This window comes from Leptospira hartskeerlii (assembly GCF_002811475.1).
Lineage (GTDB): Bacteria > Spirochaetota > Leptospiria > Leptospirales > Leptospiraceae > Leptospira_B > Leptospira_B hartskeerlii.
In genome coordinates, this window is sequence record NZ_NPDL01000006.1 from 254,447 (window position 1) to 267,502 (window position 13,056).

A 13,056-nucleotide genomic window follows, 5' to 3' on the forward strand; every position below is an offset into this window, starting at 1 on the left:
ACCTTCCGTATCGCCATCTAATCTAATAGTAAACGGATATTCCGTATTCTTAAAATTGTCCTTTTGGCGGAAAAATCCTATACAAGCACCCCGACCCTAAGAGACGATGAAACCATCATCGGAGATGACAATGGCATTTGATATAGATATGATTCGTGCCCGGTATGAAAAACTCGGGACCCTGGTTAAAAAAGCCAGAGAAGTGGTCGGAAGACCTCTCACTCTGACTGAAAAAATTCTTTATTCTCACCTTTGGGAAGGAACTCCTTCCTCCAATTTCGAAAGAGGAAAGTCTTACGTTGATTTTGCCCCGGACCGCGTTGCAATGCAGGACGCAACCGCTCAGATGGCCCTATTACAATTCATGTCCGCAGGTAGAAACAAGGTAGCAGTTCCTTCCACCGTCCACTGCGACCACTTGATCACCGCGAAAACCGGTTCCTCGCAGGACTTAGCAACTGCTTCTACCGAAAACAAAGAAGTTTACGACTTTCTTTCCTCCGTTTCCAACAAGTACGGGATCGGATTCTGGAAGCCCGGAGCAGGAATTATTCACCAAGTAGTATTAGAAAATTATGCATTCCCTGGAGGAATGATGATCGGAACCGACTCACATACTGTAAATGCAGGTGGTTTGGGAATGGTTGCGATCGGGGTCGGTGGAGCAGACGCTTGTGACGTAATGGCTGGCCTTCCTTGGGAACTCAAATGGCCTAAATTGATCGGAGTGAAGCTGACTGGAAAACTAAACGGTTGGACTTCTGCAAAAGACGTTATCTTAAAAGTGGCAGGAATTCTTACCGTAAAAGGCGGAACGGGAGCCATCGTAGAATATTTTGGCGAAGGATCTTCTTCTCTTTCTTGTACTGGAAAGGGAACCATTGCCAATATGGGAGCAGAGATTGGAGCGACGACCTCCACATTCTCCTATGACGAATCTATGGAAAGATACCTTCGCTCCACAAATAGAGCGGATATCGCAGATTTAGCAAATGGGGTGAAGGAACACCTTACCGCAGATCCAGAAGTGTATGCAAACCCTGATAAATTCTTCGACCAAGTGATCGAGATCAATCTTTCAGAGTTGGAACCTCACTTAAACGGACCTTTCACTCCTGATTTGGCTACTCCTATTTCTAAAATGAAAGAAGAAGCTAAGAAGAATGGATGGCCTACAAAAGTAGAAGTAGGTCTGATTGGTTCCTGCACAAACTCTTCTTACGAAGACATTGCTCGTGCTGCTTCTCTTGCAAACCAAGCTGCCGAAAAATCTCTAAAGCCTAAGGCAGAATTTACAATCACTCCCGGTTCTGAGTTAGTTCGTTTTACGATAGAAAGAGATGGGTACATTAAAGTTTTCGAAAAGATTGGAGCAAAAGTTTTTGCGAACGCTTGCGGCCCTTGTATCGGAATGTGGTCCAGGGTAGGAGCTGATAAGAAGGAAAAGAACACGATTGTTCACTCTTTTAATCGTAACTTCCAATCTAGGAACGACGGTAATCCGAACACTTTTGCATTCGTGGGTTCTCCGGAGCTTGTAACTGCGCTGGCGATCGCAGGAGATCTTACTTTCGACCCGAACAATGATACTCTTACCAATGAAAAAGGGGAGAAGGTTAAATTAGATCCTCCGAATGGAGATGAGCTTCCTAAAAAAGGATTTGATGTAAAAGATGCCGGTTACCAAGCCCCTGCGGCTGACGGCTCTAATGTCCAGGTGGTTGTGGATCCGAAATCCAATCGTTTACAGTTGCTTGCTCCTTTCACTAAGTGGGAAGGTACCGATCTAAAAGGTTTGAACCTTCTGATCAAAGTAAAAGGAAAATGTACAACTGACCATATCTCTATGGCAGGACCTTGGTTGAAATTCAGAGGACATTTGGATAATATTTCCAATAACCTTCTGATCGGAGCTACGAACATTTTTAATGAAAAGATCAATAGTGTTAAGAACCAATTAGACGGATCTTACGACGAAGTTCCAAAAGTCCAACGTCAGTATAAGGCGCAAGGGATCGCTTCGATTGTGGTCGGTGACGAAAACTACGGAGAAGGTTCTTCCAGAGAGCACGCCGCGATGGAGCCTAGATTCTTAGGAGTGAGAGCGGTTCTTGTAAAATCATTTGCTCGTATCCATGAAACAAACCTGAAGAAGCAGGGGATGCTTGCTTTGACATTTGCGGATAAGGCGGATTATGATAAGATCCAAGAAGATGATAAGATCGATATTATCGGACTTACTGGTTTTAAGGAAGGAACTCCTCTTACTTTAGCTTTACATCATAAAGATGGAAGTAAGGACGAATTTAAAGTAAACCACACTTACAATGCTCAACAGATTGAATGGTTTAAGGCGGGAAGTGCTTTGAATTTGATCGGCAGCAAAAAGTAAAAGTTTTCTAAAAAATGCCGAGGCCTGGACTTGGTCTCGGCATTTTTTATTTAGAGTCCGGTTTTAGACCCTTCTGCAAGATCCTAACCATTTCTTTGATTGTAGCTTTGATTTCCGATTCCGGAATTTTATAAACCACCTGAGCCATAAATCCTAAAGCGAAAGTCAAAGAAGAAATTCCAAATGCAACCGATTTTAGGTCCGCTTTAGGATCTATTTCTCCTCCCTTCTTAAATTTCTCCAGTTCATGGATCATTTCAGGAAGAGCCTTGGTGTAAATTTTACTTTGGATAATTCTACTAACGTCCGGATCTAAGATGATCCTACTGACCGCAACTTTCATGAAGTCGGAATAATGTTTGAAATCAGAACATCTTTCCGTAATGGACTCGACCAATGCCTCATTTAAATGAAGTTCCGGCTTGGCCTCAATTTCTTTTTTCCCTGTAGCCGAACCGCCTAGGTCGTCTGTTCGAGTTAGGATAGCTTCTAATAGTCCTTTCTTCCCACCAAAATAACGCATGATGAGAGCCTCGTTAGCTCCCGCAGCCTTAGCGATATCCTTTGTGGTCGCTGCGTCATATCCTTTTTTGGCAAAAACTTGTATCCCTGCCTTCATCAAAGCAGTTTCAGTTGCTTTTCGGTCTCTTTTTTTAGGGCCCTTATGGGAACCATGAGCACCAGCTTTGGATACCTTAGTTTTTTTGACCTTCTTCTTAGGGGTTCGAACCATCTAACTGCCTATATGGGATGTATCCCGACCTTCGACTAATCAGCCAAGCGCATTTTTACTTTTTAGAACCACTTTGCTCTTGCCTGTTCCGTTTATTTTTACATTATGGTGATAAGTAAGTGAGTGATTACATGCGGATTTTTTGATCCTTCCGGATCGAGAATCTGCAAAAAAGGGAACTTTCTTCAAATTTATGGTTTGGAATTCGTTTTTTAAAAAAAGCTTAAATGGAGATAGAATATTTGTTTCTCTGCTCATTTTGTTAAACGTATTCTTTCTTCTACCAGGATCTGGAGGGAATGCTATCTTAACCCAAGGAGACGAAGCGATGCATATCGCTACGATCCGAGAAAGTTTGGCTTCTTCTTCCTATCTTTTCCCTAAATTCGAAGGTGTTTTAAATCTCTACAAGCCACCGGCTCTGTTTTGGCTCGGAATTTTTTCGGATAGTCTTTTTGGTGTCAGCTTTTTTGCAGAAAGATTTCCTTCTTTTTTACTTTTTTTCGGTTCCTCTGTTCTAATTTACTTAGGTATCAGAAGGGCAGGTGGAAGTCCTAAACTAGCGTTCACAATTTCTTTTGCTTATACGCTGACCTTGGGAGTATTCAAATTCTCTAGATTGGTGATGATGGAATCCTTGCTGACCTTCTTCATCATTTTGGTGTCTGTCACGATCTTAGAATTCAGGCTCTCTAAGAATCGGATCTGGCTATTTCTTGGGGGCTTCTTCTCCGGAATCGCAATTCTTATCAAAGGTCCGGTGTTCCAGGTATACAGCGGCATCATCTTAGGATCTTATTCAGTGATCGGAATTTTCCTTCTTCACTCGAATGGGGGATGGGTAGGCAAAAAAAGAATATGGAAGGAACTCCTCTCTCATATTATCTTTCATTCTTCTTCTTTAATTGTTCCAGTAGTATGGATCCTGGTCCTTCTTTCTTATTCGGAATTGGGGAAAGAATTCCTAACGATCTTCTTATTCACCGAAAATTTAGGAAAATTTTCCGCTGCCACCGCTAACCAATCTGAGTGGATCATTCCGATCGGGTTCTTACTCTATAGTTTTCCTTTCAGTTTGGCGGTTTTCTCAGGGTTCTATTCTAAATTATTCCAGAAGCCAAAATCGTTGAGAGAAGTTGTCGGGAGTTCCTACCTCTGGGCCATCCTTGCGATCTGCTTAGTCCATTTGGCGCCGAACCGTAAGGATTTTTACTACCTTCTTCCTTTGATCCCTTTGGCTTTCTTGGGAATCGGATTATTCTTCATTCGGAAAAAGGAATATCAGTTCTCGAAGCTTCTATCTTTGGACTATTTCTTTTGTTTAGGGATCAGTTTGTTGGTCTTGGCCGCAATGTGGGGTTTCGGAATTCTTCTGGGCCAGAATATCTGGCCGGAATTGATATTCACAGCGTTCTTACTTTTGATTTTTTTATGGGGAAGAAGGATCCGAGTCCAAGGGTCTGGAGTTCCTTCCACTACCGCATTGAACCTCGTGCTGGCGGCAGGTTTACTTTCTTATATCCAATTTTCCATTCTTCCCAGAGTGAACCTAAGTGAGGTTCCGGAGAATGGACCATTCATAAATGCAAAACAAATCTGTATAGTTTCAGAAAACCCTTGGACTGCGCTCACTTTTAGGAATGCACTTCCAGACGCGGAGATCATTCATTCTGTTCCGGGTGCGGATCGAAATTGTGTGGATGGAATTCGATATCTGGTCTTCTTCCAAGAGCCGATTCCGATTCCAACTGGATACCAACTTCTTCAGACACAAACTGTATGGAAAAGAGATGTTACCCTGCAGGAACTCCTGAGTCCAACACAGGGAAAAGAATACGTATATTTTTATGAGCCTTCTCGGAGTAAGAATTCCGAATTGGAGAGTCGATGAGCCCAATTCCTTTCAGAAAAATTTTCCCTTATTTCCCAATCTTCGTTTTGGGTCTGGCCGTGGGCACATTTATCGCCTTCAAATATTCCAGAGGAACTGTGGTTCAGTCCGGTATGGAATGGGAAGGAAAAGAGATCTGTCTGGATTATTGCGATAATCTTGCGAAATGTACTAAGAAAGAATATCCGCAAACTTCCGAAGACCAATTATATAAAGTGGAAAATTCCTGTTTAAGAGGTTGCAGAAAACATTTCGATAAGATGCAGGTATGTCTCCAACCCGAGAAGATGGCTAGTTGTTCTGAATTGACTTCTTGTCTATTCGGAGAATTAAAAAAATATTATTAATACTCTCCCTTCCAGAAACGATTTACCTTTTTTACGTAATCTTTCGTCTCCTTGTAAGGAGGGATCCCGTCGTATTTTTGGACTGCACCAGGTCCGGCATTATAAGCCGCGAGTGCCTTATCAGAATTTCCGAACTTCTTCATCATATCCGCGAGGAACTTAGTCCCACCCGCGATATTTTCTTCCGGATCGTAAGGATTATCTACGCCTAGAATGTCCGCCGTTCCAGGCATGAGCTGCATCAGACCGATCGCACCTTTAGAAGAAACCGCATTTGGTTTAAAATTGGACTCCGCCTTGATCACAGATTTGACTAGATTCGGATCCAAATGATTTTTATAGGATTCCCTCTCTATAATACTGCTCAGATCCTTGGGAGTTGGATCATTCTCTTGTGAGAAAATCCCTTTCATTTTGGAGTCCAACTCTTGCGAGAATTCGGACTCGATCTTTTTAGATGTAGGATCTCCTTCCTGGACAGGAGGTTTCGGTTGAAATCTCTCCGTAATTCCTTGGATTTCTTCCATTCTGGAGACAATTCTGCGATAAGATTCTAGATCATCTAACTTCATATAAGCCTCTGGAGTTCCTACCTAAGCCGAAATGGCTAATCTTCTCACCCTTATTATGTCTCTCGGACGAAAACCGAGATCCGTTTAGTCTTTTTTGCAGGTTTTAGAAAGGAAATCCAAGGGTTTCTTGAAAAAACCCGGTGCCTAAGAACGATAGACCGCGTGATAGAAATAGAGATAGTCACAACACCAAGGCTCACAGCTTTTCCGGTATTCTTGGCTTTCAGCCGAGGATACTTTGAAGAAGAAGACGTACTTGTCAGAGTCAGAGCGCTCAAAAGTTACGAGGCAGTTCTCGCTCACTTGAGAGAAGGGAGAGCAGAAGCAGGAGAAATTCCTTTCACTGCATGGGCTCATCAGCAACTCAAAAAAACTTCTCCTAATTGGACTTTTTATAGAGGAGTCATTTTATCATGTTTGGTGCATGGATTTTATTCCGCATCTTATATGGAAGCGGAGTCCATTAGAGATTCCTATCATAGTTTTTTACCGATCTTACATCCATATTCCTTGGACAGGTTCGTAGCGGAGGAATTTTTTCGCTCCGAAAACTATCACCGTAGAAAACCTGTGCCTTATCTTACCACAAGGCCTACGTTACTCGCTCATGAGTTTATTCGTGCGGAATGTCTGGGTGCGGCCGCATCTCTCCAAGAGTATCCATTCTTTGGGGAGAAGGGTTACTGCCTCACAGTTGAAAACGAGATCCCGCCGTATTACTTACCTACAAATATGTTAGTATTCACGGGAAGATTTGCTTCTAAGTATCCGGAAGAAGCAAACAGAGTTTCCAGAGCGATCAAAAAGGCAATGGAAGATCTTGCAAATCATGTAGCATACGAAGGGGATTCGTTCGTAGCGGATTGGGTAGGCCCATGCCCTTGGAAGCCAGGAGAACTGGACGGATTTTATAGAAGGCCGGTCCCTGAACTTGGAAAAATTTTATCCGGAATGCCTTCCTTCGAAGACGTGCGTTTCGTGATGGAGATGTATGGAAAAACATTCCCAGGTTTGGACGGAGGGAAAAAGATTCTAGAAAATCTGGCTCATTCAGTCGCAGATAATCCTTTTCCTAAATTTCCTTCTTCTATCACTCAGGCTAATTCCAAATTCTATAATAGTTATTATTCTAATGGAAAAACTAAATTCGGGAATATCGTAAAGGATATCTCTCCGCTCCGAAGTTTAGTATCCGAATTGAAAGAGTTGGCTCTTTCTCTCTTTTTAGGAAGAAAAGAAGTTTCTTTGGATACACAACTTCCTCGGAGCCCGTACCTTTTTATACGTTCCACTGTGAATGCAATATTAGATTATTTGAATCAAGAGATCCGAGATATAGAAGAGAAGAATAAAAGGTTATCCGAGGATAATTATCTCTTGGAAACCAGGCTGGATATAAGCGATCTAAAACGACAAACTACAGAAGAAAGATACCGCTATATGTTCGAATTTGCGACTGATGCGATGATCATAGTAAATGCCGATACAAGAATGATCGTGGATGCAAACAGAAGGTTCAGAGAAGTTTCCGGATACCAAACCTCCGAGATCAAAAACATCCGACTCGCAAGAGTTCTTCCCGATATTTTGGAACAAACAGAACTAAAATCTCCGGGAGGAAAAGACCAAAATATGACTTTCATTCCGGAAGCGGGTTTGATCTTAAAAGATGGAACCAAATTTTCAGTGGGCCTGAGCGTAACCGGTTTTAGCGCGGAAACAAAAAGATTCTATCAGATCCAAGTAAACGATAACGCGTTAATTTTAGAGTCTGAAAAGATCAAACATGAGTTCATATCCAATATATCTCATGAACTTAGATCCCCTATGACGAATATCCAGGGATATTTCGACCTTTTATTCTCGAATGAACAACTTCCTTTGGACAAGGACCAAAAGGAAATGACCGACGTGATCCGTAAGAATGTGAGAAGGTTAAATTTCCTGATAGATAACCTTCTGCAATTGGAGAAGAAGGACTCACAAACTTCCGAGGAGATGTATGAAATTTTCGATCCGCTAACGGTAATCGAAGAGGTTCTTTATATCAATTCTCCTTCCGCATCCGAAAGCGGACTTACTGTAACTACTAATCTTTCTGAAGGTTTAAAACTGAAAGGAGTAAGATTTGAATTCTCCCAGATCATCACGAATTTTTTCGTGAACGCTATAAAATATACGGAAAAAGGAGGGATCGATGTCTCTCTCAAAAAAATCTCGGATAAAAAAGTAGAGGTTCGATTTACGGACACCGGGATCGGTATAGATCCTAAATATAAAGAGCTGATCTTCGAAAGATTTTTTAGGGTACCGGACCAAAGGAACAGAACTGTGGGCGGTACTGGACTAGGACTTTCTATCAGCCGAACTTTAATCAATAAAATGGGGGGAGAAGTCATCGTAGAGCCAAACCAAAAAGGTGGCAGCATTTTTAAGGTGATTTTACCTTTGTATTCTGAATGAATCAAAAAAGAACGTATTTAATCTTATCCATACTCATCGTTTCCTTGATCGGAATTTTTTATCTTCTATTTCCGGGAACTTCTCCAAAAGAAAACACAAGCTACCAAGGTGGGCTCTCGGAAGAGACCTTGACTAGAAAAGAAAACTCTCTATTCGAAGGAGGATCTTTCTTAGATTTTTCAGGACATATAGAAGAGACAGCCTCCGGACCTGTTGCGGTTACCGCTGAACAAGGTTCTAAACCTACTAAAACAAAATCTTATCTAGAAAGTTTAAGTCCGGAAGAAAAAGCTAAATTATACGAGCAACTTTATGAGAAGTTCAAACCTCTTACCGAAAAATTTCCGAACAATTCTCTCATCCCTAAAAAACTTTCAGAAGAAGAAATAGCTAAAAAGAAAGAAAATGAAGATCATTATTACAGGGTTCAAAGAGAAATTTTAGAAAGAAAAGATGTGCCTAAGGAAGAAATGTCCTTCTATCTAAATGCAAAATTAAAACGATCCGACGATATGTTAGAGATCCTAAAATATGGAATGGAGAATTATCAAAAATTAGTGGGAGAAAATCCAAAAACCGCCAATCCAGAATATGAGAAACTTCTAAAGGAAAGATTGGATGGCATTTCTAAGAGTAGGGAAGAAGTGATCTCTGCTCAAAAAGGAAACTAAGTTTAAGGACTTTTACGTTTTCTTTTAGAACTTCTTTTGTTTTGAGGGACTTTCGTCTTCTTTGCCGCAGGGTTTTTGGCAGAAGGTAATTTCATTTTGTTTAAAGTGTGGATTAGATTTACAAGTTCTTCCGGATTCAAAACGGAAAGGATTGAAATTACTTTTTGAAAACCTACCTGTTGCAAAAGGTTTACTGCATTTTTAGTTCCTAAACCTTTTAATAAAGCAGGGATCTCTGAAATGGATCTTTTACGGATCCATTCTGCACATTCTTCAGGAGTTAAGGCTTTAGTTAAAGGAACAAAATCTTTTACAGGCAAAGCCTTGGTCAGTTCCAGAAAAGAATCTATACCAATCGCATTCAAATAATCAATCGAAGAATCAGGTCCGATATTCGTTAAGATCTCAACGATCGTTTTAGAACCTATCGTATGATTTATCTTAGAAACATCTAATGGAGAAATCGACTCTGCTAAAAATTTAAGATCTTTGAGACCTAAATGTTTTACATAATATACCAGATCGGATGGAACCGTGTTCTGGATCAGATCCACAAGAGTTGTTTCTTGGATGGATTGTAAAAGAGTTACTATTTCCTGTTCGCTCAGGTTTTGGCTTAAGAATAAAAGTTTTTTATGATCCACCTTTTCCGAAATGGAAAATAACGCCTCGTAACCTAGATTGCGGAATAACTGGAAGGATTTTTGAGGTCCTAGTTTATCTAGGTATTCTAATGCGTTTTGGATGGTGGATATTACCTTCTTCATCCCAAAATATCCGAGAGTAGATCCAGAACCAAAGGAGAAAGAGACCTTTTAGAATGGACCTTTCTAATATTGGAAGCTGCGTCTTCTGAAATTTTGCCGATCCACAGATCCAGCTCAGGTTCTGAAAGTCCGATAAACTCTTTCAAAGTTTCTTTTCTATAATGATTCAGTAATGTATCTCTGCTTACGGAGTATAAATTCTCCATGGCTCCACGGACTTTTTCATCGCTTGCAATTGCTCTCCTGATCCTATCGGTTCCCGCACCGAACCTGGAAGTTTCTAATCTTCCCAGATCGTTAAAACCTGTTTTGAAAAGGATTTTCAAAGTGTTTCGGATCACCGTTTGGATCTCTTGAGTTCCAGAACCTATAGAAACAAAGTCAGCGATCCTTTCCGTAAATGTAGGCAATAAAGAAGATAAGAATTGAGAAATCTGTTTTTCCAAACCCGCTACTTGGAAAACTCCATGCAAAGGATTTATCTTTTTATGAAATTCACTTAATACTTTCTCCAATCCTTGGGAGAAGATCGCCTGAACTTCCGGTTGATTCAGAATTCCTAAGATCAGATTTTTAGAAGGAGCAGCTTGAGTTCCTGCAATAAACTCCACGATAGAATTCATAGATTCTTCCGAAAGAAATTCGTCCGCAGAAGTATAGGGGAATGCTTTCTCTATTGGAAATTCTTCCGCTAAAACTTTTAGTTTTTCTTCAGGAAGACGAACCAGGCCTAAAGCAGAAGGAGAGATTGAAAGATCTTCCGGAAAAATTTCCTCTAAGCTGGATCTGAATAAAAAATGTAAACTTTTACGTATGCTGTTTTCCAAAACTCCGGGGTTAGTGATCCAGTTTTCTACCCTAGTTTTACGGGAAACAAATCTTTTCCAAAATGCCAAAAGTTACTCCTCAGGCGTTAATAGCGGACCAAATCGTATCCAATTTAGGAAGATGATACGTGAGTTGGTTTCTGTGATATAAGACCAGATTTTTTTTCTTTAAATTATGAAGATCTTTCGGGAGCTGAAATAATTTTTCCAAGAAAACTATATCGTTTCCTTCTAATCGGACAAAGCCACCTTTTTTGGCCTTCTCTAAAAAGAAATCGAATGCGTGTTTAAGCGCGTCCGTTTTGAATTTTTCGGAAATATAAATTTCAGGGTGAGCGTTCTTGATCTTCTCGGCTAAGGAAGTGAGAAGTGAAAATAATTTTTCCTTACTTTCTTTCGCTTTCCCTTCGAATTTTAAGATCATATAAGAAGCCAAATTTCCCGCGGTGACTGTGTATCCGCTTCCTAATCTTCCTTTTACGATATTAGCAACTTGATCTGCATCCGCATTTTCTGGGATAGGGAATTGCTCTCCATAACCTATATGAAGCTCTGATTTTTTAGAAGAGAGATAGTCGTAAGTCAAGGTAAAGGAAGTGAAATTCAAATTTTTGAATTTAGTTCTGAGGAAATAGACTCCTTTTTTCACTTGCGCCATGTACCCGTCTTGGTTAAACACTCCCTCCGGAAATAGAAAAAGGTTTCTTCCCTCAGAGATCCTGTCTGAAAGATAGCCCCATTCTTGGTCTACCATATCTCTTAAAAGTCCTTTTTTCAGAAGTTCTCTCGCATTGTCTCTAAAAGGTCTTTTGATTGGGACACAACCTATATAATCCAAATATTTAGGGATCATCCCTGATTTATCTATTAAAAAAAAGAAAAGTTTCAGAAGTCCTTTCGGTTTGAACTCTTTCACTAAAAAATCTTTTCCTAATATATCTTCTCTTGCAGGAATTGCGAATTTAATTGAGGGATGAATATGAGGATATACCGCTGCCAAAGCAGGAACATCTCCTTCCCAAACATGATTGGCCATTAGAATGGAAGGATAGGGGGCTTCTAAAATTTTTTTAGGATTACTCGCTGCAAAATGTTCTTCGAAACCATCGAATAAAATCCCTCTCGCCTTGAATACGATCCTGATCAAAAAACTATAGGTCTTAGTAGTATATACAGGTTGAACTTGCTTTGGAGTTTCTTTTTCTGTAATTGGGTCCATCCAGTTCCTCTTCTCTTTTTATTCTGCTATTTTTTTGGGGACCGACTCGCTGATCCGAGTGGTAACTTCATAATTGATCGTATAAGTCCAGTTTGCATGATCATCTGCGGAGATTTCTTCTTCTCCATCTTTGCCTAAGATCGTGACCTCATCTCCGATCTCTGCTCCTGGAATATGTGTGATATCCAACATGGTCATGTTCATACAGATCCTTCCCAGGATCTTTGCCCTTTTTCCTTTGACGAGCATTACCCCGTTATTGGAAAGTTTACGATCCAATCCTTCGTAATAACCTACAGGCACGACTGCGATCCTGGTCGGCGCGCTTGTTTGGTAAGTGGAACCATAACCTACAAAACTATCTTCCGGAACGGTCTTGATATGAACAATTCTAGTTTTCCAAGAAAGAACAGGAGAAAGATTAAAATCTTTTTTGCCGCTTAGATGCAAAGAGAGCCTAGTCTGCAAACTCGGCCAAAGACCATAGAGAGAGATTCCCACACGCACCAGATCATAATGAGCTTCCGGAAACAACATGGTAGAAGCGGAAGCACATGCATGTTTGACTAAATTTTTAAATCCGAATTTTTCAGCGAGAAGGACTGCTTCCGAAAAAGACTTCATTTGCTCTTTAGAATATTTCTGCTCTAATACATCTTCCGTGCTAGCAAAATGTGTCGCGATCCCATCTAATCTCAAACCTTCCGATTTGATCTCGGAAAATGTTCTTTCCAAGTCTGTACCGAAAAACCCAAGACGAGCCATTCCAGTATCCACCTTCAAGTGTATCTGAGGAGAAGGTTTACAATTTGTTAAAATTCTCACTTCTTCCGTGCGAGATACAATGATCCAAAAATTCGGATCCGAAACTTCAGCAGTTCTGTCTGCAAGTCCTGGGATTTCTCCCATGATCAATATTTTAAATGTAGGATATTTTTTGCGGAGAAGTTTTGCTTCTTCCAATGAATTGACTCCGAAAAGATCTGCTCCAGCTTGGTGAGCAAGCTCGGCAGTCTCTAAAAGTCCATGACCATACGCATTTGATTTGATGACTGCAGTGAGTAAAGTCTTAGGGGAAAGAAGTGAGCGAAAATTTTTCAGGTTCGCTGAGATTGCTGCTCTGGAAAGTTCTATCCAAGTTCTGTCTTTCATTCTTTGAAATTAGCGCAGGATC

Annotated in this window: 11 protein-coding genes; 5 read left to right on the plus strand and 6 right to left on the minus strand. The window is 40.6% G+C overall.

All coding sequences use genetic code 11. From position 1 onward, the window contains the following. The first annotated feature begins 130 nt into the window (after nt 1-130). Nucleotides 131-2,392, plus strand: a complete 2,262-nt coding sequence (locus CH352_RS13040) for an aconitate hydratase (protein ID WP_100707369.1) — start codon at nt 131-133, stop codon at nt 2,390-2,392. 46 nt (nt 2,393-2,438) lie between these two features. Here the strand turns inward: CH352_RS13040 and CH352_RS13045 are convergent, their stop codons facing one another. Further along, a complete protein-coding gene (locus tag CH352_RS13045) occupies nt 2,439-3,125 on the minus strand; it encodes a TetR/AcrR family transcriptional regulator (RefSeq protein ID WP_100707368.1) in 687 nt (228 codons plus the stop codon). Nucleotides 3,126-3,267: 142 nt separating this feature from the next. Between CH352_RS13045 and CH352_RS13050 the strand changes: the two genes are divergently transcribed. After that, the gene (locus tag CH352_RS13050; protein WP_243396364.1) at nt 3,268-5,016 is read left to right on the plus strand and encodes an ArnT family glycosyltransferase; all 1,749 of its coding nucleotides are present in this window, start codon (nt 3,268-3,270) and stop codon (nt 5,014-5,016) included. Next, a complete protein-coding gene (locus tag CH352_RS13055) occupies nt 5,013-5,363 on the plus strand; it encodes a Cys-rich protein (RefSeq protein WP_100707367.1) in 351 nt (116 codons plus the stop codon). The genes CH352_RS13050 and CH352_RS13055 overlap by 4 nt, the downstream gene beginning before the upstream one ends. On the opposite strand, the gene CH352_RS13060 is transcribed toward CH352_RS13055, so the two are convergent. Continuing rightward, nucleotides 5,360-5,935 (minus strand): lytic transglycosylase domain-containing protein, encoded by a 576-nt coding sequence (locus CH352_RS13060; RefSeq protein ID WP_100707366.1) that lies wholly within the window; start codon nt 5,933-5,935, stop codon nt 5,360-5,362. The two genes, CH352_RS13055 and CH352_RS13060, sit on opposite strands and share 4 nt — an antisense overlap. A gap of 162 nt (nt 5,936-6,097) precedes the next feature. Between CH352_RS13060 and CH352_RS13065 the strand changes: the two genes are divergently transcribed. Next, a complete protein-coding gene (locus CH352_RS13065; RefSeq protein ID WP_100707365.1) occupies nt 6,098-8,398 on the plus strand; it encodes a sensor histidine kinase in 2,301 nt (766 codons plus the stop codon). Beyond that, nucleotides 8,395-9,069 (plus strand): LIC_20245 family lipoprotein, encoded by a 675-nt coding sequence (locus CH352_RS13070; protein ID WP_100707364.1) that lies wholly within the window; start codon nt 8,395-8,397, stop codon nt 9,067-9,069. The genes CH352_RS13065 and CH352_RS13070 overlap by 4 nt, the downstream gene beginning before the upstream one ends. A gap of 2 nt (nt 9,070-9,071) precedes the next feature. On the opposite strand, the gene CH352_RS13075 is transcribed toward CH352_RS13070, so the two are convergent. The 4 genes from CH352_RS13075 to alr are packed head-to-tail and all read right to left on the minus strand — an operon-like array spanning nt 9,072 to nt 13,034. Then, a complete protein-coding gene (locus CH352_RS13075) occupies nt 9,072-9,836 on the minus strand; it encodes a hypothetical protein (protein WP_100707363.1) in 765 nt (254 codons plus the stop codon). Further along, nucleotides 9,833-10,732, minus strand: a complete 900-nt coding sequence (locus CH352_RS13080) for a hypothetical protein (protein ID WP_100707362.1) — start codon at nt 10,730-10,732, stop codon at nt 9,833-9,835. The genes CH352_RS13075 and CH352_RS13080 overlap by 4 nt, the downstream gene beginning before the upstream one ends. 10 nt (nt 10,733-10,742) lie before the next feature. Further along, the gene (locus CH352_RS13085) at nt 10,743-11,882 is read right to left on the minus strand and encodes a lysophospholipid acyltransferase family protein (protein ID WP_100707361.1); all 1,140 of its coding nucleotides are present in this window, start codon (nt 11,880-11,882) and stop codon (nt 10,743-10,745) included. Nucleotides 11,883-11,900: 18 nt separating this feature from the next. Further along, on the minus strand, nt 11,901-13,034 hold the full coding sequence (alr, locus tag CH352_RS13090; RefSeq protein ID WP_100707360.1) for an alanine racemase: 1,134 nt from the start codon (nt 13,032-13,034) through the stop codon (nt 11,901-11,903). Between the last annotated feature and the right edge of the window lie 22 nt (nt 13,035-13,056).

Excerpts from the sequence above, each read along its gene's own strand:
- CH352_RS13055 (WP_100707367.1), top strand. The coding sequence starts at position 5,013 with ATGAGCCCAATTCCTTTCAGAAAAATTTTCCCTTATTTCCCAATCTTC.
- CH352_RS13060 (WP_100707366.1), bottom strand. The coding sequence starts at position 5,935 with ATGAAGTTAGATGATCTAGAATCTTATCGCAGAATTGTCTCCAGAATG.
- CH352_RS13075 (WP_100707363.1), bottom strand. The coding sequence starts at position 9,836 with ATGAAGAAGGTAATATCCACCATCCAAAACGCATTAGAATACCTAGAT.
- CH352_RS13085 (WP_100707361.1), bottom strand. The coding sequence starts at position 11,882 with ATGGACCCAATTACAGAAAAAGAAACTCCAAAGCAAGTTCAACCTGTA.
- alr (WP_100707360.1), bottom strand. The coding sequence starts at position 13,034 with ATGAAAGACAGAACTTGGATAGAACTTTCCAGAGCAGCAATCTCAGCG.
- CH352_RS13070 (WP_100707364.1), top strand. The coding sequence starts at position 8,395 with ATGAATCAAAAAAGAACGTATTTAATCTTATCCATACTCATCGTTTCC.
- CH352_RS13045 (WP_100707368.1), bottom strand. The coding sequence starts at position 3,125 with ATGGTTCGAACCCCTAAGAAGAAGGTCAAAAAAACTAAGGTATCCAAA.
- CH352_RS13040 (WP_100707369.1), top strand. The coding sequence starts at position 131 with ATGGCATTTGATATAGATATGATTCGTGCCCGGTATGAAAAACTCGGG.